Annotated in this window: 23 protein-coding genes; all 23 read right to left on the bottom strand. The window is 29.9% G+C overall.

What is annotated here, in order from left to right; translation table 11 throughout:
* Positions 1-2 precede the first annotated feature (2 nt).
* The 23 genes from ELQ10_RS06765 to ELQ10_RS06655 all read right to left on the bottom strand — a co-directional run bounded on the left by ELQ10_RS06765 (position 3) and on the right by ELQ10_RS06655 (position 22,774).
* Positions 3-611, bottom strand: coding sequence for an ATP-binding protein (locus tag ELQ10_RS06765; RefSeq protein ID WP_002862129.1), 609 nt, complete (start codon positions 609-611; stop codon positions 3-5).
* Positions 604-2,016 (bottom strand): pilus (MSHA type) biogenesis protein MshL, encoded by a 1,413-nt coding sequence (mshL, locus tag ELQ10_RS06760; protein WP_002862130.1) that lies wholly within the window; start codon positions 2,014-2,016, stop codon positions 604-606. Before mshL ends, ELQ10_RS06765 begins: the two co-directional genes overlap by 8 nt.
* Positions 1,994-2,305 carry a hypothetical protein gene (locus tag ELQ10_RS06755; RefSeq protein WP_002862131.1) on the bottom strand — a complete coding sequence of 104 codons (312 nt, stop codon included), beginning with the start codon at positions 2,303-2,305 and terminating at the stop codon, positions 1,994-1,996. The genes mshL and ELQ10_RS06755 overlap by 23 nt, the downstream gene beginning before the upstream one ends.
* A gap of 23 nt (positions 2,306-2,328) precedes the next feature.
* Positions 2,329-5,889 (bottom strand): pyruvate:ferredoxin (flavodoxin) oxidoreductase, encoded by a 3,561-nt coding sequence (gene nifJ / locus ELQ10_RS06750; RefSeq protein WP_134250373.1) that lies wholly within the window; start codon positions 5,887-5,889, stop codon positions 2,329-2,331.
* A 92-nt stretch (positions 5,890-5,981) separates the two neighbouring features.
* Complete coding sequence (locus ELQ10_RS06745) at positions 5,982-6,623, bottom strand: HAD family hydrolase (protein ID WP_002867040.1); 642 nt, start codon at positions 6,621-6,623, stop codon at positions 5,982-5,984.
* Positions 6,623-7,582: a fibronectin-binding outer membrane protein CadF gene (cadF, locus tag ELQ10_RS06740; RefSeq protein ID WP_134250372.1), complete on the bottom strand. Its 960-nt coding sequence runs from the start codon at positions 7,580-7,582 to the stop codon at positions 6,623-6,625. The genes ELQ10_RS06745 and cadF overlap by 1 nt, the downstream gene beginning before the upstream one ends.
* A gap of 125 nt (positions 7,583-7,707) precedes the next feature.
* On the bottom strand, positions 7,708-8,097 hold the full coding sequence (rpsI, locus tag ELQ10_RS06735; RefSeq protein ID WP_002851459.1) for a 30S ribosomal protein S9: 390 nt from the start codon (positions 8,095-8,097) through the stop codon (positions 7,708-7,710).
* 2 nt (positions 8,098-8,099) lie between these two features.
* Positions 8,100-8,525, bottom strand: a complete 426-nt coding sequence (gene rplM, locus ELQ10_RS06730) for a 50S ribosomal protein L13 (protein WP_002779321.1) — start codon at positions 8,523-8,525, stop codon at positions 8,100-8,102.
* 83 nt (positions 8,526-8,608) lie between these two features.
* Positions 8,609-11,374, bottom strand: a complete 2,766-nt coding sequence (locus tag ELQ10_RS06725) for a RecB-like helicase (protein ID WP_134250371.1) — start codon at positions 11,372-11,374, stop codon at positions 8,609-8,611.
* Positions 11,371-13,737, bottom strand: a complete 2,367-nt coding sequence (locus ELQ10_RS06720) for a PD-(D/E)XK nuclease family protein (RefSeq protein ID WP_134250370.1) — start codon at positions 13,735-13,737, stop codon at positions 11,371-11,373. The genes ELQ10_RS06725 and ELQ10_RS06720 overlap by 4 nt, the downstream gene beginning before the upstream one ends.
* Complete coding sequence (locus tag ELQ10_RS06715; protein WP_002877447.1) at positions 13,734-14,255, bottom strand: FixH family protein; 522 nt, start codon at positions 14,253-14,255, stop codon at positions 13,734-13,736. Before ELQ10_RS06715 ends, ELQ10_RS06720 begins: the two co-directional genes overlap by 4 nt.
* The gene (locus ELQ10_RS06710) at positions 14,242-14,844 is read right to left on the bottom strand and encodes a hypothetical protein (RefSeq protein ID WP_002851454.1); all 603 of its coding nucleotides are present in this window, start codon (positions 14,842-14,844) and stop codon (positions 14,242-14,244) included. Before ELQ10_RS06710 ends, ELQ10_RS06715 begins: the two co-directional genes overlap by 14 nt.
* A complete protein-coding gene (locus tag ELQ10_RS06705) occupies positions 14,841-14,942 on the bottom strand; it encodes a hypothetical protein (protein ID WP_002858872.1) in 102 nt (33 codons plus the stop codon). The genes ELQ10_RS06710 and ELQ10_RS06705 overlap by 4 nt, the downstream gene beginning before the upstream one ends.
* Positions 14,939-15,160, bottom strand: coding sequence for a DUF4006 family protein (locus ELQ10_RS06700; RefSeq protein WP_072224426.1), 222 nt, complete (start codon positions 15,158-15,160; stop codon positions 14,939-14,941). The genes ELQ10_RS06705 and ELQ10_RS06700 overlap by 4 nt, the downstream gene beginning before the upstream one ends.
* Positions 15,157-16,020 carry a cbb3-type cytochrome c oxidase N-terminal domain-containing protein gene (locus tag ELQ10_RS06695; protein WP_002851306.1) on the bottom strand — a complete coding sequence of 288 codons (864 nt, stop codon included), beginning with the start codon at positions 16,018-16,020 and terminating at the stop codon, positions 15,157-15,159. The genes ELQ10_RS06700 and ELQ10_RS06695 overlap by 4 nt, the downstream gene beginning before the upstream one ends.
* A complete protein-coding gene (locus ELQ10_RS06690) occupies positions 16,020-16,283 on the bottom strand; it encodes a cytochrome c oxidase, cbb3-type, CcoQ subunit (RefSeq protein WP_002851307.1) in 264 nt (87 codons plus the stop codon). The genes ELQ10_RS06695 and ELQ10_RS06690 overlap by 1 nt, the downstream gene beginning before the upstream one ends.
* 4 nt (positions 16,284-16,287) lie before the next feature.
* Entirely contained in the window at positions 16,288-16,953 is a 666-nt protein-coding gene (gene ccoO / locus ELQ10_RS06685) for a cytochrome-c oxidase, cbb3-type subunit II (protein ID WP_002855439.1), read from the bottom strand.
* Between the two features lie 12 nt (positions 16,954-16,965).
* On the bottom strand, positions 16,966-18,432 hold the full coding sequence (gene ccoN, locus ELQ10_RS06680) for a cytochrome-c oxidase, cbb3-type subunit I (RefSeq protein ID WP_002851405.1): 1,467 nt from the start codon (positions 18,430-18,432) through the stop codon (positions 16,966-16,968).
* 125 nt (positions 18,433-18,557) lie between these two features.
* On the bottom strand, positions 18,558-19,238 hold the full coding sequence (bumR, locus tag ELQ10_RS06675; protein ID WP_002855907.1) for a butyrate response regulator transcription factor BumR: 681 nt from the start codon (positions 19,236-19,238) through the stop codon (positions 18,558-18,560).
* A 2-nt stretch (positions 19,239-19,240) separates the two neighbouring features.
* Positions 19,241-20,452: a butyrate sensor histidiine kinase-like phosphatase BumS gene (gene bumS, locus ELQ10_RS06670; RefSeq protein ID WP_002932343.1), complete on the bottom strand. Its 1,212-nt coding sequence runs from the start codon at positions 20,450-20,452 to the stop codon at positions 19,241-19,243.
* On the bottom strand, positions 20,449-21,108 hold the full coding sequence (locus ELQ10_RS06665) for a sulfite exporter TauE/SafE family protein (protein WP_004306547.1): 660 nt from the start codon (positions 21,106-21,108) through the stop codon (positions 20,449-20,451). The genes bumS and ELQ10_RS06665 overlap by 4 nt, the downstream gene beginning before the upstream one ends.
* Positions 21,105-22,223: a glutamine-hydrolyzing carbamoyl-phosphate synthase small subunit gene (carA, locus tag ELQ10_RS06660; RefSeq protein WP_134250369.1), complete on the bottom strand. Its 1,119-nt coding sequence runs from the start codon at positions 22,221-22,223 to the stop codon at positions 21,105-21,107. The genes ELQ10_RS06665 and carA overlap by 4 nt, the downstream gene beginning before the upstream one ends.
* Positions 22,223-22,774, bottom strand: coding sequence for a DUF507 family protein (locus tag ELQ10_RS06655; protein ID WP_002851269.1), 552 nt, complete (start codon positions 22,772-22,774; stop codon positions 22,223-22,225). Before ELQ10_RS06655 ends, carA begins: the two co-directional genes overlap by 1 nt.
* Positions 22,775-22,802: the final 28 nt, after the last annotated feature.

The raw sequence follows: 22,802 nt of genomic DNA, 5'->3' as shown, positions 1-22,802 counted from the left end.
CCTTACCTTAATAAGCCATTCTCTAAAGCACTAAGCTTTAAAATATACTCTTGACTTTTGTTTTTATCAAAAAAACTATTTATCTCATAAAAACTTTTTAAAGTTTTATCAATATATCTTAAATTTCCTTGAGAAATTTTTTGTAAAAACTTAAGACATTTATTTGAAAAATTCATTCCGAATTTCAATTTAATATAATCATCAAGCTCTAAAAGACTAATATTTTTCAATTCAAAACAAGCACTTAAACGACTTTTAAAATGCTCTTTTTTAAGTATATTTAACTTTTTATGAGAACTTAAAACAAAACTTATAGAATCACTATAAATCCTAATGCTTTCTAGCATTGCATAATCATACATTCCTACTTCATCAAGAATGATTAAACTCTGACCTTGTGAAATCAAAAACTCAATTTTTTCTTTTAAGAAACTCTGATCTTTAAAATTTTCATTAATAAAATCAACATTATATTTTTTTGCCAATCTTTGCAACAATACACTTTTACCGCTACCACTTTTTCCCCATAAAAAAATAAAAGCTTTTTGGCTTTCTAAAATTTGATTGATTTGATGAAAAATTTCTTCTCTAAATGGAATAATTTTACTCATAATGCTTAAATCCTAGATCTTTAAGACTTGGAGCGTTTACACTATCTACTATACTTGGAGTGATAATAAAAACAATTTCGGTTGCTTTAGAATTTAAAACTTCTCCTTTAAACAAAGAACCTAGGATTGGAATTTTTGATAGAAAATTGATAGAATTTTTCTCATTAGATTTATCGTGAGAAATCAATCCACCTAAAATTAAAGTTTGATTATTCTCTACTTGCACAACACTAGAAAGCTTTTTTTGTATGGTATCAGGAGCAATAGTTCTTGGTTCTTTTTGTCGTTTATTATCTTCTGGATACTTAAAATCACTTAAGCTTGGATTAATCCTAAGCATTATTTTTCCATCATCAGAAATTTCAGGCAAGATATTGAGTAAAATGCCTACAAAAATAGAATAATTATTATAACTTTCACTAACAGTAGTCCCATTTTCAGTGCCTTTGGAACTTTCTTTAACTTGATAATTTATAGTATCGCCTACAGAAATAATGGCTTGTTGGTTATTTAAAGCCATAAGCTTTGGATTAGAAAGCACGCTAGTTTTTCCATTTTGAGAAAGAAAGTTAATAATAGAATCAAAATTTAAATTCGCCCTTAAACCCAAGTTCTTAACAAAACCTTGCCCATTTTGAAACTGAATAAAAGAATTTTCATTATTTACTTGCGAATTTAAACCTATATTAAAATTTTGCCAATTAATCCCACTAGAATGGCTTTCATTTAAACTCACAGCAAGTATGCTAACATCGATAATAACTTGTTTTTTAAGACGATTTTCTAGTTTTTGCAAATAATTTTTCACACTTTTTAACTGAGAATTTGTTCCAGTTACTATAATAAGACCTGCATTGGGATTTATAATGGGAGTTTTAGCCTCATAATCTTCATGAGAATTTTTTAATAATACAATAATCTCTTTTTCTATATTTTGCCAAAAATCAAATTTTTCCATACTTTTAATCATATTGTCTTCTGCGTCATCAAAACTACCGCTATATTCACTTTGCCTTGGTTTAGCGTCTACAGACGCTTTAGTTATGCTTTGTCCTTCTCTGATAGAAGTGATATAACTTATCTTAAAAATCTTCGTATTAATGCCTGAAATTCTTAAAATTTTACCATCAAAATCATAGCTAAGATCATGCTCTTTGATAAAAAAATTAAAAATTTCGTCTAAACTCATTTGATGAATATTGACAGAGTTTTGCAACGTTTCTAATTTTTCTTTGGCAATTTTATCTTTAACAATAATACTAAAAGAACAATATTTTGCAAGCTCATCAAGACTTTCTTGTATGCTTAATTTTTCATTAATACTGATATCAAAAAGACGCTTTTGACAATCTAAAGCATAAAGATAATGGCAAAAAAGAATGTTAATTAATATTAATCTTATCATTTTTATTTATTTGGATTGCAATTTCTAAATTATCATATTGGAATTTAATCTCTTTAGTATTTATTTCATGTATTATAGCATCATCAATCATATCACCTTTTTTATACCATCGATCATAAATTTTTACTTTATCAAGCATAATTGCAGTAATTTTAATATGTCTTAATTTTTCAAAAGTAGGATTCACAAATGGGTTTTGAAGAGTATTAAAATTTATGCGATTTTCTTTATCTATAAGTTTAAAATACTCTTCAAAATTATCTTGTGCAAACAAAGTGCTAAAACACAATGTAGCACTAAAAATATATTTTATCAGCTTTCAACCTCATTGCTATAATCAGCCATAGCGATACGCTTAAGCTGTCTATAGCGACGTTGAGCGTCTTTTTTATTGCGTTCAAAAAGCTCAGCAGCATGTTCAGGATTTGCTTTTTTAAGTGAATTATAACGCACTTCATTCATTAAAAATTGCTCATATAAATCCCAATCAGGTTCTTTTCCTGTTAGAGTTAAAGGATTTTTTCCTTGCTCTTCTAAACGAGGATCAAAGGTATAAAGTGGCCAATAACCACATTTTGTAGCAAGCTCACCTTGCTCTCCTGAGTAACCCAGCCCACCTTTAATACCATGAGCTATACAAGGAGAATAACAAATCACCAAAGATGGTCCATCATAGGCCTCAGCTGCAGTGATAGCCTTGATAAGATGGCTATAATTAGCAGTTGAATTTACTTGTGCTACAAAAATATAACCATAAGTCATAGCAATTTGACCCAAGTCTTTTTTCTGTATAGGTTTGCCTGCTGCTGCAAACTGTGCTACAGCTCCTGTTCTAGAAGATTTTGAACTTTGACCGCCTGTATTAGAATAAACTTCTGTATCAAGCACTAAAATATTTACATTTTCTCCACTTGCTAAAACATGATCAAGTCCGCCATAGCCTATATCATAAGCCCAACCATCACCACCAAAAATCCAGTGAGATTTTTTACTTAAATACTGTTTAAGCTCCAATATATCTTGCACCGCTTTAATATTTTTATTTTGCTCTAAAATAGGGATCATTTTATCTTTAATTTCCACAGACATAGCACCATTGTCTTTATTTGCAATCCAATCTTTAAAAAGGGCTGATAAAGCATTTGGAACTTCTTGCATACTTTCATTCATGATATGTTCAATGCGGTGTCTTGTGTTTTCAGTTGCAATTTTCATACCCAAACCAAACTCAGCATTGTCTTCAAAAAGTGAATTTCCCCAAGCAGGACCGTGTCCATTTTTCACACTTTTTCTATAAGGAGTTGATGGAGCTGAACCCCCATAAATAGAACTACAACCTGTCGCATTAGCCACAATCATTCTTTCACCGAACAATCTTGTAATTAAAGTAATATAAGGAGTTTCCCCACATCCAGGACATGCCCCATGAAATTCAAATAAAGGTTGGGCAAATTGTGCTCCTTTTGTGGTTTCTTTATTTAAAATATCATCTTTATAAGTAATTTCTTTAAATAAATAATCCGCATTTTCTTGCTCACCAAAATCCATCTCTTCTTGAAGTGGTACCATAACCAAAGATTTTTCTTTAGTAGGACACTCATGAACACAAAGCTCACAGCCTGTACAATCAAGTGGAGAAACTTGGATTTTAAAGCTTAATTTTTCTCCTTTGGTTCCTTTAGCTTCTAAAGCATGATCTTTTACTCCACGAGGTGCATTTGCCATTTCTTCATCATTAATCAAAAATGGTCTGATAACAGCATGTGGACAAACTGAAGCACATTGATTACATTGAATACAATTTGCCTCTATCCATCTTGGTACCATAACCCCAACACCGCGTTTTTCGTATTCGGTTGTGCCGTGTTCAAAACTTCCATCTTCATAACCTAAAAAGGCTGAAACAGGTAAATCATCACCCTTAGCTGCGTTCATAGGTTTTACGATTTTTTCAACAAATTCAGTGCCTTTATAGGCATTGGTTTGTTCTTTTTCTTTAAGCTCTAAATTTTTCCAATTTGGATCCACTTCAACTTTTACAAGTCCATCAGCACCCACATCAATAGCCTTGTAATTCATTTCTACAATAGCATCGCCTTTTTTACTATAAGATTTATACGCAAGCTCTTTCATGTATTTTTGTGCGTCTTCATAAGGAATGATTTTTGCAAGTTTGAAAAAAGCTGATTGCATAATGGTATTTGTACGATTTCCCAAACCTATATCACGAGCTAGTTTGGTTGCATTGATGATATAAAAATTTACTTCTTTTTCAGCTAAAGTTTTCTTTACTGCATCTGGAAGTTGTCTTATGGTTTCTTCAGCATTCCAAATACTATTTAAAAGGAAAGTTCCTCCTTTGCGAATTCCTACTAAAACATCATAAATTTCCAAATAAGCCGCTACTGAACAAGCGATAAAATGCGGAGTTGAAACAAGATAAGTTGAACGGATAGGTTTTTTAGAAAATCTTAAATGGCTTCTTGTATAACCCCCTGATTTTTTAGAATCATAAGCAAAATAAGCTTGAGCGTAAAAATCCGTTTTATCTCCGATGATTTTAATCGAGTTTTTATTTGCACCCACAGTTCCATCAGCACCAAGTCCGTAAAATAAACATTCGATCGTACTTTCATCTCCAAGTGAAATTTTCTCTCCAGTACTCAGTGAAGTATGAGTTACATCATCAACTATACCTACAGTAAAGCCATCTTTTGGATTATCAAGTTTAAGATTTTCAAATACTGCTATCATTTGAGCAGGATCAACATCCTTTGAAGAAAGTCCGTATCTTCCACCTACTATAACAGGAGCATTTTCTCTTCCATAGAAAGCTGATTTTACATCAAGATAAAGTGGCTCCCCAAGACTTCCTGGTTCTTTGGTTCTATCTAAAACTGCGATTTTTTTCACTGATTTTGGCATAACATCAAAGAAATATTTTAAACTAAATGGGCGATAAAGATAAACTTTTAAAATCCCTACTTTTTCACCCTTAGCATTAAGATAGTCCACTACCTCTTCAAGTGCTTGAGTTACAGAACCCATAGCAACAATCACACGCTCTGGTTCTTTGTGTCCATAATAAGTAAATGGTTTATATTCTCTACCTGTGATTTTTGAAATTTCTTGCATATATTCATTAACAACATCAGGTAAAGCATCATAAAAACGATTGCTTACTTCTCTAGTTTGAAAATAAATATCATCATTTTGTGCTGTTCCGCGTGTTTTTGGATTTTCTGGATTTAAAGCATTATTTCTAAATTCAAGCAAAGCTTCTCTATCCAATAATCTATCAAAATGCGCATAATCCATCACTTCAACTTTTTGAATTTCATGGCTTGTTCTAAAACCATCAAAAAAATGTAAAAATGGCACTCTTCCCTTAATCGCAGCTAAATGTGCTACACCAGCTAAGTCCATGGTTTCTTGCACAGAATGCGAACAAAGCATAGCAAAACCAATTTGTCTTGCTGCATAAATATCTTGATGATCACCAAAGATAGACAAAGCTTGAGCAGCCAAAGAACGCGCTGCTACGTGGATTACACAGGGGAGTAATTGACCTGCTATTTTATACATATTTGGAATTTTAAGGAGTAATCCTTGAGAAGCTGTATAAGTTGTAGTCAAAGCCCCAGCCTGTAAAGATCCATGCACACTACCTGCAGCTCCTGCTTCACTTTGCATTTCTACGATTTTTACAGGAACTCCAAAAAGATTTTTTTTGCCTGCAGCTGCCCACATATCGGTGTAATCAGCCATAGGAGAACTAGGTGTAATAGGATAAATTCCAGCAACTTCAGTAAAAGCATACGCAGCGTATGCAGCAGCCTCATTTCCGTCCATAGTTTTCATAATTTTACCCATTGAGACCTTCCTTTATATTGATAATTTTTATAATTTTTTAGCTATCAATTTACTATAAATTCTCTTAAAAGGCGTTTAACGAAAACTTGAAATTAGTTTAATCTAGCTATATAATTAACAGCCTCATATGCATTTAAAAATACCATAGAATAGGCTTTTAATTCATTTTCATTGCCATAGCCACAAGCTAAGGCCAAAGGAGTGATATTAGCAGAAATTGCAGCTTGAATATCTAGTATTGTATCGCCTATCATATAGGCATTTTCTTGAGTTTTATTGAGTCTTTTTAAGGCTAAAATTATAGGTTCGGAACTTGGCTTTGGATTTGTGACATCTTCAAGAGTAATTAAAGTTTTAAAGAATTTTTTAACTCCCAAATAATCAAGTAAAATCGGAGTAAATTTACCTCCTTTTGTTGTAACTATACCAAGATCTGCAATTTCGCTTCCAAGTTCTAATGCTTCTTTTGCTTTAGGCAAAAGAGTAGTTTGTTCTAAATAAATTTGTGCATAAATTTCACGATAAGCTAATACAAATTCTTTACTTAAATTTACTTTATCTGGATAAAGCATTCTAAACATTTGCTCTAAAGGATAACCTATGAGATTTTTGATTTCTTCATTATTTTTAGAAGTTAATCCAAGGGCTTTAAAAGCTCCTTGGAAAGAATTTAAAATAGCATCAGTAGAATCAATTAAAGTACCATCTAAATCAAATAAAATAGTTTTATTCATTATCTTAAAATAAATTTAGCATCCACTCTTCTATTATCCGCTCTACCTTCTTTAGTGTCATTGCTTGAGCGAGGATTATCTTGACCATAACCTACTGTTTTGATGCGACTTTTTTCTACGCCATATTTTTCAAGTTCATTAGCAACACTTTTAGCACGTCTTTCTGAAAGCTTTTGATTATAAGCTCTTGAACCGATATTATCTGTATGTCCTTCAAGAATAGTATCATATCTTTCATTTTCATCTAAAACTTTTGCAATTTCTTTGATTTTTTCTTGAAAAGTTGGATTTATGGTAGTTTTATCAAAACCAAAATGACCTTCCAAAGAAATAGTTTTTTCGCAACCATTTTCATCTAACAAAGCACCTTCTCTTGGTTCTACAGGACATTTTACTTGTGGAGCTGGACGAGTATCAGCAACTTCTTCTACAGCTTTTTCCTTTTTGCCACCAAAACCAAAACTAATACCTAAAGTTGAAACCCAATTATGGTTTGCATGATTAAAATTAATTTGATCTCTAGTTTCAAGTCTTAAAGCCAAAGAATCACTAAGACGGAATTTTACACCCGCGCCATAATGTCCAAATCCACCGCTTTTATTATCATAAGCAGCATTTGAAAAATCCTCATATCCTCCACCTGCTAAACCATAGAAATAAAATTTCTCACCTACATCAATACCTTTAATAGCACTCAAATAAGTTCTTGTAATATCTGTAGTTTTATTTGTATTTGTATATTTAACATCAGAATAATGCTCTAACCCAAATTCTAATTGATCAAGCCAAAAATCGTCAAAATGATAACCAAGTCTAACACCTGGTGCATAGCGATTATCCATATCTAAATTACCTTCAAAGTAATTATAGTTTAAAGTTGGAGTGATTTCAAATTTTACATTGTTATCAGCACCGAATAAAACACTTGCCAAACCTAAACATAAGAATATTTTTTTCATAGAAAAAACCTTTCATTGTGTTATAAAATAAAAATTTAAATTTTTGCAATTATATCATAAATGATAAAAAAAAGGATGAGTTTTATAAAAAATTGTAGAAAGGTGGGAAAATCCCACCAAAAATATTAACGTTTAGAGAATTGTGGGCTTCTTCTTGCTTTGCGGCGTCCATATTTTTTACGCTCAACAGTTCTACTATCTCTAGTAAGAAGTCCTTTAGGTTTTAATAAGGCTCTAAAATCAGCATCCATAGCTGCTAAAGCTCTTGAAATTCCATGTCTTAAAGCTTCAGCTTGAGCACTATAGCCCCCGCCTAAAGTGGTTGCTTTAATATCCATTGAAGTTTCTTGTTTAGTCACAAGTAAAGGTTGAACCACTTTAAGCTTAATCGCCTCGTGTCCACCAAGCCAAGTGTTTAAATCAACACCATTAACACTAATTTTACCACTACCTGGTTTTACCCATACCTTTGCGATAGCAGTTTTTCTCTTACCTGTTGCGTATGTTGTTGCCATGATTATTTTCCTTCTTTAGCAATTTGCGCAGTGTGTGGGTGCTCACTACCCGCATAGATTTTTAATTTTTTAAGCATAGCTCTGCCCAAATTTGTTTTAGGAAGCATACCTCTAACTGCTAATTTATATAATTTTGCAGGATTTTTTTCAAGTAAATCACCAAATTTTTCGCTTTTTACACTTCCAAAATATCCTGAATGTCTATGATAAAGCTTATCTTCTGCTTTATTAGCACCTGTAAATACAGCTTTTGAAGCATTGATGATAATTACATAATCACCACAATCAACATTTGGAGTAAAGCAAGGTTTGTTTTTACCTCTCAAAATTGTTGCTACTTCAGTTAAAAGACGACCAAAGCGTTTGCCTTCTGCGTCTAAAACAATCCATTCTCGTTTTACTTCGTTTGGCTTTGTTATCTTTGTCATAATTTTTACCTTTGCCAAAAATTTAAAATGTGATTGTATAAAAAATAATATTAATTTTTACTTAATTTAAGTAAAAATAAAGTTTATATTTCCAAAATTTGAATTTCGTTTTCCAAACAATAAACTATAAAAGCACGCACTTTATCTTTTTTCAAAATTTCACTAATGGCGATCTTATAAGTTCTTACCTGCTCTTTATGTTTATCTTGCATAGCAAGACCTGTTTTATAATCAATTATGAAAGCTTCTTCATCTTTTAAGGCAAGCAAGTCTAATTGTTTAATTTCTCCATTAAAACTCAAAGCTTGTTCTTTTAAAAGCTTTCCATTACCAATCAAATTTTGAAATTGAGTATTTTTAAGTAAAATTTCAATTCTTTTAAAAAGCTTTTCAAAATCACTCTCATCCAAAAAATGTCTAAATTTGCTCTTGCATCTTTGAGTAAGCATGTGAAAATTTTCACCCTTAGGGAGTTTTAAATTTTGCATAAAAAAGTGAAAAGCATTTCCAAAATATAATTCTTTACTATCAAGTCTTTCTTCGCTTTGAACTTCTTGTGGGCTAATTTTTTCAAATTTTTGTAAAGCTTGAATACTTTCTTTTTTAACACTTAAAATTTGTTCTTTGCTTTCTAAAAAACCTCTCTCTTGAGAGTGTATATTTAAAAATCCCCCCTTAAAATAACTTGGATAATTTCCATTTACACTTTCTTCATTTCTTTTTACGATGATCAAACTTTCCTTAGCTCTTGTAAAAGCCACATAAAGTTTATTGATATCATCTTCATAATTCGCTCTTGTAATATTTTCTTTAAAAAGGGTGTAAATAGGCTCTTTAGTAAGCTCTCGAATTTTATCTTTAATATGGAGTTGCCAACCTTGATTGATATCATATTCAAGCATGATATCTTCATTGTTTGAATTGTTTTTAGATAAACTATCAAGCAAAATCACATGATCAAATTCCAAACCCTTAGATTTATGCACACTCATAATACTAATACCCATATTTTGTTCGCTTACTATTTTCAAAGTACAAGGCTCAAATAAAAGCTTTAAAAAATTCTCCTTAGTTTTAGCATATTCGATAAATTGTATTAAAGCGATATCATTTAAATCAAGTTTTAATTCCTTTATTAAAAAAAGTACATTTTCCATAGCATTTTTTGAAAAATCAAAGGTGATTTTTCTCGGCTCAAAACCTAAAAGTTCTTTTAAAAATACTAAGTAAAACTCATCACCAAAAATACAATATTTAGCATATTCTAAAACAAGCCTTACGCTTGCTTTATTTTCAAGCAAAACATTACTTTGAGTAAATGCAGGAATATTTTGCTCTCTTAAAAAATCCAAAACCATATCTGCATCGCTATTTTTCCAACACAAAATACAAATATCATCATAAGAAATATTTTTAGATCTTAAAAAATTAATTTGCTCAAATAAAGTTTCTAAAGTCTTTTCCTTGATTTCTTGGGCTTGGTTTTTAACCTTTTGTTCTTTAGATTCCACAATACGCACAAAACCGCCTTTTTTACTTTCTAAGGCAAATTGCTCTTTATAATCTTTGATTTTTTCTTTAAAAGTTTCATTAACAAAATCAACCAAAAGCTCTTTAGAACGATAATTAGTATTTAAACTATCACTTTTAATTTGACTAAATTCTTGTTTTAACAAATCAAATAATTCTTTTTTTCCTTTACGAAAGCGATAAATACTTTGTTTTTTATCTCCTACATAAAAAAAAGTGCGATTTTTCTTAACCCCTTCTCCTGAAACAAGCTCAGCGATCAAAGGGCGTAAAATTTGATATTGGATCACACTCGTATCTTGAAATTCATCAATAAGCAAATGCGAAATAAAGCCATCTAAACGAAAATAAATCATATCCTTAAAGTCACTGGTTATTAACTCATAAACTTTTTTACTCACATCTTGGAAATTTAAGGTATTTTTATCTTTATGAAATATATTTTTAGCTTCACTATAATGATTTAAAAGATTCATTAAATTAGCAATTTTATAATTTTCAAGCTCTATAGCATAAGTATTTAAAGCATTTATAAGCTCCATTCTTTTTGCGCTAAAATACAAGTTAGTGCTTTCTAAATCTTGTAAATATTTTGTACTTTCAAATTTTGTCATAAAACTTGATTGCATAAACACGGATAAATCTAAAACTTCGCTTTTAAAATTGTCACACAAGTTTTTATAATTTTTTACATGAGTAAGACCCAAACAATAACTTCTTAACTCACTATAAGCTTTATTGATATAAGCTTTAGATGGATTTGGAATTTTAGGACGATTTTGAAAATAAGCATTCTCATAAAATTTTTCAAGCTCGTTAAAAAAATTTTCTTTCTCATCAACTAAATTAATATAATAAGCCAAATCTTTTAATTCATCTTTTTTAAGAAGTTTTAAAAAAATCTCTCTTACATCAAGCTTCTCTTCACTCATTGTAAAATCACTACTTAAGCCCAAATTTAAAGCAAAAACACGCAAAATTTTTCCGAAAAAAGCATCAAAAGTACTGATTTTTAACTCTGTTCTTAAAAATTCTTCTTTTTTAGCATCTCTTAAAGAAATAAGCTCTTCTTTATCTTTACCTAAAAGCTTGCAAAGTTCATTACATTCACTGGTTTTATTTTCTTTTTCTAAATTTAAAAAAGTCTCAATAATTCTTTTTTGCATTTCATTAGCAGCTTTTTTGGTAAAAGTCAAAGCTAAAATTTCATTAATCCTAGCTCCTTTTAAAATAAGTGCTACAAAACGCACACTCAAAGCAAAGGTTTTTCCACTTCCCGCACTCGCTTCTAATGCCAAAAAAGACTCAAATTGACTCATTTTAATTCCTTTTTATAAATGAGTTTATAAGGACAGTACTCATCTTGTTCATTTTCAAACTCTATTTCTTCCTTGCTCATAAGAACTAAGTCTTTAAGTCTTTCTTTCAGCTCATCTAAACTTTTAGCTTTTTGGTGCAATATTTGCATACTATTTAAATCATAAAAACCCACGTTTGCATTTTCATCATATAAAGCTTGGTAAAAAGCAAGTTGATAAGAATTACTTGGTACTTTTCCACTTTTATAATCAATGATCAAATTACCTTCTTTTGAACTATCGATACGATCTATAGTGCCCTTAAGTTTTATACTATCTGTTCCGAGCTTTAAAATATTGTTTAACTCAAGCTCTGTATGTGCGACATAAAAGCCTTTTGAAAAATGCTCTTTTTCATTTTTAGCAAATTGTATAAATTTTAATTTAAATACTTCAAGATCAAGTTCGCTAATATTGTATTTTTGATATTCTTTATCCAATAAATTTGCAAAAACTTTTATATCAAAATCATTATTTGCATAATTTTTATAATAAATTTCAAGCATTTTATGGATGAAATTTCCTTGATTTTTCGCTTTGCTTTCCTCGCTTAAAACCCTAGGTTCTGCTAAATTTAAAATATAACGATAATAATAAGTTCTTTTTTGATTTTCCAATAAATTAAAACGACTAAAAGAAAGCGCAAACTCGAAAGGATTATGCTTTAAAATAGGAGCTTTTATAGGAGTTAGATTAGGTTTTATGCCTTCATAGTCTAATTTTAAAGCATTAAGATAAGCTTTTTGATGGATATGAGTTTCATAAAAAAAGTCAAAATCAAGTTCATCTAAAAAACGTGATTTGCTCTTTTCTTCATTTTCCACAAAGCAAATACTTACTTCTAAAGCATTTTTCATCAAGCTTTCATAATAAAATCTTTGTAAATTTTCTCTTCTATCATAGCTAATCAATCCTGCTTTTTTACGCACTTCATTGTTTAAAAAAAGTTCATTAACACTTCTTTTAGGAATAAATTCTTCATTAAAATCAACCAAAATTACCCCATCAAAACAAAGCCCACGACTTTCTAAAAGTCCCATTACCGTAACCTTACCTCCGCCTACATCACTAAGGGAAAGTTGTGAAATTTGCATGAAAAAAAGATGGATCAACTCTTTAAGAGTTAAAGACTGATTTTTCAATAAATCTTTAATAAAATAAAGTTCTTTTCGTATCAAATAAACAAGCTCTTGCTTTTCATTTTCTAAAAATAAAGCAAGTAATTTTTCAAAATATTCAAAATCACATTTCTCATCAAAATACTTTTTAAACTCTATAAAATCAAGCTTTAAAGAATGTAAAAGCGTATTGTGATAATCAAAAATCATCTGCGTATCTTCAAAATAATCCTCTTGATTTTTATAAACAAAAGAAGCACTACTAGCACTTTCATAAAGTGCTTGAAATTTTTGATAAAACAAACTTTCTTTAATACTAATCCCACTTGCAAAATTGAGCATATTGTCTTTATCAAAAAGCCTTAAAAACTCACAAAAACTTTCATCTGGAGTTATAACTACAATATTTTCAGGCTTTAAACCTTTGCGTACAAAATGTGAAATTTCATCCGTAACAAAGGTGCATTGTAAAGCCCTTAATTCAAAAGATTTGAGTTTAATTTTTGAATTTTTTGTTTTAAAAATTTCTTCTTTTAAAATCTCTTGTTTTGAAAGATTGATTTCATAATGAGTGTTTATTTTTAAATCAAATGTTTTTAAAAAATCAAGTTTTAAAAGATATTCAAGATTAAATTTACTTGTTTTAAAACTTAAAACCACTTCTTTAATCTGAGAAATTTCACTTAATAAATTTTCTTCAAATTTACTCAAAAAACCTTGCAAATCATAAACTATAGCTTCATACTCATCTAAAAAATCTTTATTAAGAGTGTAATTTTTAGGCAAAGAAAGATCATCATAAAAAGAATTCTTTTCAAGCAAAGCAAGATAATTCTTATATACCTCATCTAAAATTTCCAAATGTTCATTATAGGTAGCATAATAATCATTGTTTTTAAGATCTTCTATGCTTTTTTTTTCTAAACTAAGTTCTTTAAAAAAAGAAAAAAGATATTCGTTATTTTTCAAAAAAGCAAAAAATTCTACCGAAATTCCTAGTTTTTTTTCTAAATCCTTACTTTTTAGACAAGCTTCTTGCATTAAAAGCAAGCTTTCATAAGAACTTGCCTTATGAAAATTGCTCAAACAAACTTTATCTAAAAATTCACCTATATGAATAGCACTATCTAATAAGGCATTTTGCTGTTTTTTTTGATTATAATACTCTCTAATTTGTCTTGAAGAACTAAAAATTCTTAATTTCATTGAGCATTTAATTCGTAGCTAAAAAAACCCACTGTTTCTTGATTTGCATAAAACTTTAGCTTAAGCTCCCATCTACCTTTATCTAGTTTAGGTAAAGCGATACTTAAAATTCCATTTTTAACTTGTCCTTCTAACTTTTGATCAAAATTTTTAGTGAATGGTCTTGTAAGAAGAGCTTGAACTTTTAAATCATCAGAATTTATATTTTGTAATGCAGAAATTTTAAAATTTGCAACATAGGAATTTTGATCCACTTCATAACTAGGAATTTTTCTTTTACCTATAAAAGTGATTTTATCATTTTGAAAATTTACTTTAAAAAATTTATCAAAATTTACTTGTTGTTTTTGTATTTGATTGTAATTATTTTCAACATTTTGATAAGAGTCAAAATAAAAATCATCCTCATACACAGGATGGTGACTTGCTATAAAAATCGTTACAATACAAGCAATAATTATAGCCAAAAGCGAAAGCAAAATACCATAAGGCCAAAAACTTTTTTTAGTTTCTAACATTTTTTTTCCTCTTTATTCTTCTTTGTGCATAGTATAACAATGCAAAGCAAATAAATCCATAGATAAGTATTCTTAAGATATTGATAGTATCACGATTTGCATTGCCTATAGAATGTTCTAATTGTAATCCCAAGGATTTTGCCACACGATCTACAATATCTGCATAACCATTAAGTATAGCAGCATTATAAATATCACCTTTATTTGTAGCTAATATCGGCAAAATAGATCCTGTTCCAGGATAAGGACTAAGTACAGCTTCTTTATCAATCAAAGCTAAAGCACCTTTTGAGCCCACTATATCAACTTTGTGAGAATTTTTTGACAAAAGAAGCAATATATAAGATTGAGGAAGTTCTTTTTGTTTATTTAATAAAGTTTCAATTTCAGTTTTATCACCAACCATAACACCGATAAAAATATTACTTTTTTGGTAAAGCTCTTTTCCTATAAGATTAATCTCATTACTTACTTTTTGACTTAAAATATTTTCATTAAAAAGTACAGCATCAAGAGCAAAAACCCTAGAAGGCAATAAAACAAAGAAGAAGATGGCTAAAAAAAAGCCATCTTGTAATATTTTTTTCATCCTATATGAAGATGATTTACAGTTAAAACCGACCAAGCGGTGATTGCAGCAGCAACAACTAAACCAATAACAATTAAATATTCCAAAGCCTTACTCATTGTGCTTCCTTTATACTTCTATGATCTTGTTCTTTTGAACCAAACATCTTTACACTTTGTACATCTTTAAGACTATATGGCTTTTGCATCACTTCTTGCTGAGCTTTAAGACCCCAAATAGTTAAGACTACTAAGATAGCAAGTAACAAAACCGTAGCAATTAACATACCTGTAACACCTGAAAGAGAAAACACGCATCTATTATTATTTTCCATCATTCACCCCTTGAAAGAGAAATTACATACTCGCCAACAGCTTCTTTTTGAATATCATTAAGTGTTGGAAAACTCGGCATTGTTCCTATAAAACCAGCCTTACCACTATGTAAAACATCTACTACAAAAGCTGCAGAACCGTATTTTGTAAGATCTGGGAACATTCCATCTTGACCTTTTCCATCTTCTCCATGGCATGCTGCACAAGTTGCATAAGCTTCTTTACCTTTTGCTACTAAATTTTCATTTGCAGTTTTCTTAATAGCTGAAAGATCTTTTGCTACATAAGCAGCAATAGCAGGGATATCTTCTTCTGCCACACCCAAATCAGCAGCACCAAGCATTTCTCCACCTGGAAAATTCATACCTTTTGAACCATGTTTAATTACATTGATTATACCTTCTTCGCTACCCCAAATATTTAAATTTTGAGCTTTACCATTGATACCATCGCCTGTAATTCCATGACAAGCTGAACACTGAACTAAAAAGATATTTTGACCCATTGCTATTTTATCTTCAGGAGATAAATTTTTAAATTTTTCTTCGAATTTTGTATTATGAGTTGCTACTTCTTCATTGTATTGACCTATACTTGAAAAAGAATTTAAAGGATATCCCCATAGAAAATACCAAATAGCCCAAACAATAGTCAGGAAAAATACCACAGCCCAACCAGTAGGAACAGCATTTTTATACTCTCCTATTCCATCCCAACTATGTTCACTAAGCTCTGACTCGCCTTTTTTTTCTTTCATTTGCTTAAACATTCTACCCACAATAACTAGTGTGATTAAAATGATAAGAATAGCTCCAATTAAAGATAAGAGATTAACATTATCTTCTAAATTTAACCATTGCATTAAGCACTCCTTTTACTTTCTAATACACTATCATCAATATCATCTTTTAAGGCAAGGTTTGCATAATTTTCATAATTTCTCTCACCTTTTTTTTCTGTTCTATATAAATGATACCAATACGCATATAATACTATTGACAAAAACATCACGAGTGCAAAAAAACCATAACCTTGGAAAATCTCCCACTCATGTTTTTGAACTGTTGCTAAATCAAATGTGATTAAATTTTTAATCACATCAAAAACTATTGATAAATGTTCCATCATCTTACTTTAAGCTATTTAAATAAGCGATCAAAGCAACTATTTCTTTGATTTCACCTTTAGCAAAAGCATCTTTTACTTCTTGATTTTTCATTTGATCAACTATAGCCTGAGCTTCAGCTTTTACTTCAGCTTGTGCATCCTCCCAAGAACCAAGTTTTGTTCCATTTTCTGTATCATAAGGAACATTGAAAACTTTTTTCACAGTTAAAGCCTCAGCATAAGCAGTTTCAATATCTGCATTGTTTTTAAACATATGCTTATATGAAGGCATAATAGAATCTGGAACAACAGAAGTAGGATCCCACATATGATTTTCATGCCAATCAGCTGTTCTATAATTTCCTACACGAGCAAGATCAGGTCCTGTTCTTTTTGAGCCCCAAAGAAAAGGTCTATCATAAGCAAATTCACCACTTACAGAATACATACCATAACGATCTGTTTCTGATTTAAATGGACGAATAAGCTGTGAATGACAAGCATTACAACTATCTTTAATATATACTGCACGCCCTGCAAGTTGTAAAACCGTATAAGGTTTTTTACCTTCAATTGGTCTTGCATTTTCTGCAAAATTTGGTAAAACTTCAACTATGCCTGCATAAGCAATCACTACAAAAACAGCTACAGCAAAAAAGAATGGATTTTTTTCTAACCAACTAAACATATTTTCTCCTTTTTATGCTGCCATAGGCGAAGCGCTTTTTGGTTCTTTATCAAGCACTCTTCCACAAGCAATTGTTTTGTAAATATTATAAGTAAACATAAAGAAACCGATAAGATACAACAATCCACCAATCGCTCTAATCCAATAATAAGGAACAATAGCCACAACAGTATCAATAAAGCTATAAAGCAAGTTACCATACTCATCTGTCGCTCTCCACATCATACCTTGAGTAATACCCGCAATCCACATTGAAGCAAAATAAAGAACTATACCTGTGGTTTGGATCCAAAATTGAGCTTCCATTAAAGATTTGCTATAAAGCTCTCTTTTGAAAACTCTAGGAGTCATATGATAAAGCGCAGCCATAGTCATAAATCCTACCCAACCTAATGTTCCATCATGAACATGTCCTGGAATCCAATCTGTAAAGTGTGCTAAAGCATTAACAGATTTAATTGAAAGAATTGGCCCTTCAAGTGTTGAGAACATATAGAAAGTTGATGCCAAAATCATAAATTTAATCAACGGACTCTCGCGAAGCTGACTCCACTCACCTTTCATAGTAAGCAAGATATTAATCGCTGAACCCCAAGAAGGTAAAATCAATACTACAGAGAAAACCGAACCCATAGTTTGCATCCAATCAGGTACAGTTGAATAAATCAAATGGTGACCACCTGCCCAAAGATAAACAAACATTAAGCCCCAAAATGCAAATAAAGAGAGTTTATAAGAGAAAATCGGCTGACCACTTTCTTTTGGTAAGAAGTAATAAATTTGAGCAATAATACCCACAGTAAATACAAATGCCACAGCATTATGTCCATACCACCATTGTACTAAAGCATCATTTGTTCCTGCATACATTGATACACTATGCCACCATTTACCCATTCCAGTAACAAAATAAGTTGGTACTTCCATGTTGTTAAAAAGATAAAGCATAGCTATACCTAAAAATGTAGCTATATAATACCATAGAGAAATATAAAGGGTTTTTTCACGGCGAATTCCAATAAGTCCAAAAATACTTACACCCCATAAAACCCAAACAAGAACAACAAGAATATCTAAAGGCCACTCAAGCTCTGCATATTCTTTAGATGTAGTCACACCCATAAACAAAGATATAACAGCTAAAACCATAGTAAGCATATAAAGCCAAAAATGAAGCTTACCAACAGCCATTAAAAATCTTGACTCAGCCATACTCACTTTAAGAACACGCTGACCTATATAATACCAAGTTGCCCAAATCCCTGAAAGCATAAAACCAAAAATCACACCTGAAGTATGAAGTGGTCTAAGTCTTGAAAAAGTGGCATATTCTCCTGCTAAATAATTTAAATTAGGATATGCCATTTGAAAAGCTATAAGAGTTCCTATAGCCATACCAACAATGCCGAACAATATGGTCGCAAACATAAAATATCTTGCAACCGTATAGTCGTAATTTAATACATTACCTGGATGCATCGACTTTCTCCTTAAAATTTTTGATAACAAGAGAATATTATAGAATATTAATTATACATTTTTTCTTAAAAATGATAATTTTGTTAATCATTTGTTATGCTTTATATTTTAAGGCAAAATCAGTCTTATTTATTGATATTTATCTTATAACCTAAACTTGGCACATTTTTTATAAAATCTTCACCCACTTTATCTCTTACTCTTTTTATAAATGTTCGAACAGCAGTATCGCTCACATGCTCACCTATCCAAACATTTTTCTTAATATCTTCATGCAAAACCAAAACCCCAGGTTGTTTTAAAAGCAAAGAAATAAAAGCCAATTCTTTTTTAGTTAAAACAATCTCTTTACCATTATGAATCAAAGTTCGTTTAGTTTTGTTAAATTGATATTCTTCGGAAATTTTTACAAGCATATTTGCTTCAATTTTTTCACCTACTAAACAATCTAAGACTTTGAATAATTCTTCTATATCAACAGGTTTAATTAAATATTTATCTATACCGATATCAATGGAACGCAAAAGTCTCTCTTTCTCTGAATACGCACTAAGAACAACAATTGGGACATCATCTGAAATTTCTTTAATCTCTCTTGCCATATCCAGTCCATCCATAATAGGCATAGCAATATCTGTGATAACTAAATCCGGTTTAAATTTTTTAAATTTTTTAAGCCCTTCATCTCCATTTTGAGCTCCGATTACTTTACTAAAGCGTTCGCTTAATACATTAATCAATGATTCTCTAGTCTTAATTTCATCTTCAACTACTAATATTATCAATTCTTTACATTCTTGTGACATTTTTACTCTACCCTCTCTTTTAGCTTTAAAAATACTTCAAAACAAGCCCCATCTTTTCCATTCTTAACTTTTATTTTTCCTTGGAAACTTTCGATAATTTGTCTACTTATATAAAGTCCTACTCCTATACCCTGACTAGGATGTTTTGTTGTAAAATAAGGTTGAAAAATTTTATCTAAGTTTTCTTTATCAATCCCACCAGCATTATCTTTTATTGTAATTTTCAGATAATTTTTTCCAAATTTTGAAAAAGTTATTGTTATGATTTTTCTTTTTTTGTTTTTAAATGCTTCTATTGAATTTAAAATCAAGTTAAGAAAAACTCTTATTAAACCATTCTCATATGCCAAAACTTCATAATCACTTTTCGAAACAATATTGATATTTACATGATTTTTTTCTATAGTTTCAAAAGCAATTTCTAAGGCTTTATTTAAAGTCTCTTTTATAAATACACACTGTTCTACCCCCTTATTAAACAAAGTTCTAAACACATCAATTGTTTCTGACATATTTTTAATCATATCTTTTGATTGTGAATAAATCTCAGCAAATCCTTTTTCATCTTTAAGATTTTGTTTCATTTGAAACATAGCAATACCAAGCTCATTTAACGGTTGCCTCCATTGATGAGCTATATCACTAATCATTTGCTCTAATGAAGATTTCAAAATCTCTTCATAGACTATTTTAATATCTTTTTCATTTTTTTCCAAGGCAATTTGCATTTTTTTCTCAAATTTTTTACCTAACTGTATAAATTCCTGTTGGTGATTTTTAACTGTATTTTCAAGATTAATACTTAATTCTCTTAATTTAGCGTGATTTAGAGCAAGCTCTTCATTAAGCTTAAAAGAATTACTAACATCATGAGAGAATGCTACTATTTCTATTAATTCATTATTTTTATCTAATATGGGGATTAATAAAGTTTCAAGATAGAAAGTTTTGCCTAATTTATCAATATTTTTAAAAATAACTTGATAAGGTTTTTTATATGAAAGTTTTTTTAAAAGTTCTTCAATATAACATTCCTCAACATCTGGATGTTTAAATATTGAATGTTTTTTTCCTATAAGCTCTTTTTTACTATATCCACTTATTTGACAAAGCTTATCACTGACAAAAATTAAATTTCCTTGAACATCAGCTCTTGAAAAAATCGTATTTTTTTCAAGAGCTTTAAAAAACTGATCTTTAAAAAAATCTTTCATTGAAAAGCCTTAAAACCTATATAGGCAAGATTTATACCGTAACAAACAATAACGCCATACGATAAATAATTAAACAAATTTTTCAAAAAATCACTAAAAAACTGTGAAATTTTAGAAAAAAATAACATCGCAGGTAAAGTTGATATTCCAAAAATCATCATTACCAAAATACCTTCAAAAATATTTTGCTTACTCATTGCATTGGCTATAAAAAAATACACCAATCCACAAGGAACAAAACCATTTGAAAATCCTAAAAATATGGCTGATTTTAATCCTTTAAAATTTTTAGATTTTTTAATAATTTTCTTTACAAAACTATCAAAAAAAACATTATTTTCAATAAAAGATAACATATTGCCTCTAAAAATAAGAGCAAAACCCAAAATCATCATAAATATACCAAGAATAAAAAATGACAAACTTTGAACCTTAGCATTGATTGCTAAGATATTCCCAAAAGTTCCAAAAATTATCCCTAAAGCAATATAAGCAAAAATTCTAAACAAATGATAAATAAAAGTTAATAAAAATAAATTATTGCTTTTTGAATTCAAATTTATAAAAAGTAAATTAAAACCACCACACATAGAATAGCAGTGTCCAAAACTAGATAAAAAAGCAACGCTGATAATAGCTAAAAAATCTATACTCACATCAAATTCATAAATTCTTTAAAAATATACTTGCTTTCATGAGGACCTGAAGAACTTTCTGGGTGATGTTGCACTGAAATAATAGGATAGTCTTTATATCTTACTCCTTCAACATTGTCGCCAAATAAATTTCTATGAGTGATATGAGCCACTTGAGCTAATTCTTCTGGAACATTATAATTATGATTTTGTGCGGTAATTTCTACCGTTTTTGTATCAAGATTGATCACAGGATGATTTGCTCCATGTTGTCCAAATTTCATTTTATAAGTTTCATATCCAAAAGCATTACTTAAAAGCTGGTGACCTAAGCAAATTCCAAGCATGGGAATTTTAGCTTCTGCAAGTTTTTTAATCTCTGCAATCTCTTGTTTTAAAATCCTTGGCTCACCTGGACCATTAGAAAGAAATACGCCTTGGATTTCACCTTTTTTATACAGAGTAATCAACTCATCTGCTTTAACATTATATGGATAAACTTCTACTTCAAAACCTACTTCTACAAGTTCATTTAGGATATTTGTTTTAACACCATAATCTATAACAGCAACTTTTTTCTCACTTCTTTTAGCATCATTAAATTTTTGAAAACTAGCGTTCCAAACACCTTGTTTATGAGAATAATTTTTCTTAGTGCTAACTTCTTTTACAAAATTTACTTCATCAATTTTTGCTGATTTTTCTAAGGCGATTTTTAAATCTTCTTTATTTGAAATTTCAGTTGAAATTACAGCTCTTAAATTGCCATTATTTCTTATCATTTTTACTAGATATCTCGTATCAAGTTCATAAATTCCTATTTTTCCATGTTTTTCAAGATAATCTTGCAGACTTTCTTTAGCGCGAAAATTTGAAAAACTAGAACTTAATTCACGCATTAAAACACCACTTGCAAAAATTTCCTTACTTTCATTATCATTTTCATTGGTTCCCACTATACCAATTTCTGGCATGGAAAATACGATAAATTGCCCTGCATAAGAAGGATCTGAAATAATTTCTTGATACCCTGTTAAAGAAGTGTTAAACACAAGCTCTCCAAAAAAAGTACCGCTCTTTCCAAAAGCCTTAGCACTTAAAAAAATATCATTTTCTAAATAAATATAAGTCTTCATTAAAACATACCTTTTTTTCTAAGCTCTTCTTGATAGAGTTTTTCAAAGATAAGATCGTATTCTTCGCTACCTGGAATAGGTTTTGTTTTATAATTGCTAATTTTCTCATAAACCTCATCTTCAAGTTTTTCATAAATTTTAAGATAAGACTCTATACTTGAAAAGATTAAATTTTTAACTCTATTTTCACTCACTATAAAATTAATATAATCATTCTCTACAAGTTCTTCTAAAATTTGATGCGCTAGATGATTATGTCTATCTTCAGAATCTAAAATCACATTAAATTCAGGAGCTAACTTTTTCTTCACAAGCCAAAACATATTTTTACGATCTACTTGCATAAGCTCCATTTCATCTTCTTGTTGCTCTAAAAGCTCTTTTACTCTTTCATCTAATTTTCTTTCATTTAAAATATCTTTCTCTAAAACTTCTATTATACATACCTTAAGCTTTTCTAATTGATCTTTAATTTCTACAAAAGAAGAATTAGCTATATCTAACATCATTTTATTTGCGATATAAGGAATATGTGGTAATTTTATACGCATCTTGAAAACCTTTTATTTAATAATGTTT

Source organism: Campylobacter sp. US42a (assembly GCF_004379055.1).
Taxonomy (GTDB): Bacteria; Campylobacterota; Campylobacteria; order Campylobacterales; family Campylobacteraceae; genus Campylobacter_D; species Campylobacter_D jejuni.
This window is presented reverse-complemented; position numbering and strand designations above follow the sequence as displayed.

Coding starts and splice junctions, on each gene's coding strand:
- ccoO (WP_002855439.1), bottom strand. CDS start 16,953: ATGTTTAGTTGGTTAGAAAAAAATCCATTCTTTTTTGCTGTAGCTGTT.
- ELQ10_RS06710 (WP_002851454.1), bottom strand. CDS start 14,844: ATGAAAAAAATATTACAAGATGGCTTTTTTTTAGCCATCTTCTTCTTT.
- ELQ10_RS06705 (WP_002858872.1), bottom strand. CDS start 14,942: ATGAGTAAGGCTTTGGAATATTTAATTGTTATTGGTTTAGTTGTTGCT.
- cadF (WP_134250372.1), bottom strand. CDS start 7,582: ATGAAAAAAATATTCTTATGTTTAGGTTTGGCAAGTGTTTTATTCGGT.
- ccoN (WP_002851405.1), bottom strand. CDS start 18,432: ATGCATCCAGGTAATGTATTAAATTACGACTATACGGTTGCAAGATAT.
- ELQ10_RS06695 (WP_002851306.1), bottom strand. CDS start 16,020: ATGCAATGGTTAAATTTAGAAGATAATGTTAATCTCTTATCTTTAATT.
- ELQ10_RS06725 (WP_134250371.1), bottom strand. CDS start 11,374: ATGAGTCAATTTGAGTCTTTTTTGGCATTAGAAGCGAGTGCGGGAAGT.
- mshL (WP_002862130.1), bottom strand. CDS start 2,016: ATGATAAGATTAATATTAATTAACATTCTTTTTTGCCATTATCTTTAT.
- carA (WP_134250369.1), bottom strand. CDS start 22,223: ATGAAGACTTATATTTATTTAGAAAATGATATTTTTTTAAGTGCTAAG.
- ELQ10_RS06715 (WP_002877447.1), bottom strand. CDS start 14,255: ATGTTAGAAACTAAAAAAAGTTTTTGGCCTTATGGTATTTTGCTTTCG.
- ELQ10_RS06765 (WP_002862129.1), bottom strand. CDS start 611: ATGAGTAAAATTATTCCATTTAGAGAAGAAATTTTTCATCAAATCAAT.
- bumR (WP_002855907.1), bottom strand. CDS start 19,238: ATGTCACAAGAATGTAAAGAATTGATAATATTAGTAGTTGAAGATGAA.
- ELQ10_RS06745 (WP_002867040.1), bottom strand. CDS start 6,623: ATGAATAAAACTATTTTATTTGATTTAGATGGTACTTTAATTGATTCT.
- rpsI (WP_002851459.1), bottom strand. CDS start 8,097: ATGGCAACAACATACGCAACAGGTAAGAGAAAAACTGCTATCGCAAAG.
- nifJ (WP_134250373.1), bottom strand. CDS start 5,889: ATGGGTAAAATTATGAAAACTATGGACGGAAATGAGGCTGCTGCATAC.
- ELQ10_RS06655 (WP_002851269.1), bottom strand. CDS start 22,774: ATGCGTATAAAATTACCACATATTCCTTATATCGCAAATAAAATGATG.
- bumS (WP_002932343.1), bottom strand. CDS start 20,452: ATGAAAGATTTTTTTAAAGATCAGTTTTTTAAAGCTCTTGAAAAAAAT.
- ELQ10_RS06720 (WP_134250370.1), bottom strand. CDS start 13,737: ATGAAATTAAGAATTTTTAGTTCTTCAAGACAAATTAGAGAGTATTAT.
- rplM (WP_002779321.1), bottom strand. CDS start 8,525: ATGACAAAGATAACAAAGCCAAACGAAGTAAAACGAGAATGGATTGTT.
- ELQ10_RS06690 (WP_002851307.1), bottom strand. CDS start 16,283: ATGGAACATTTATCAATAGTTTTTGATGTGATTAAAAATTTAATCACA.
- ELQ10_RS06700 (WP_072224426.1), bottom strand. CDS start 15,160: ATGATGGAAAATAATAATAGATGCGTGTTTTCTCTTTCAGGTGTTACA.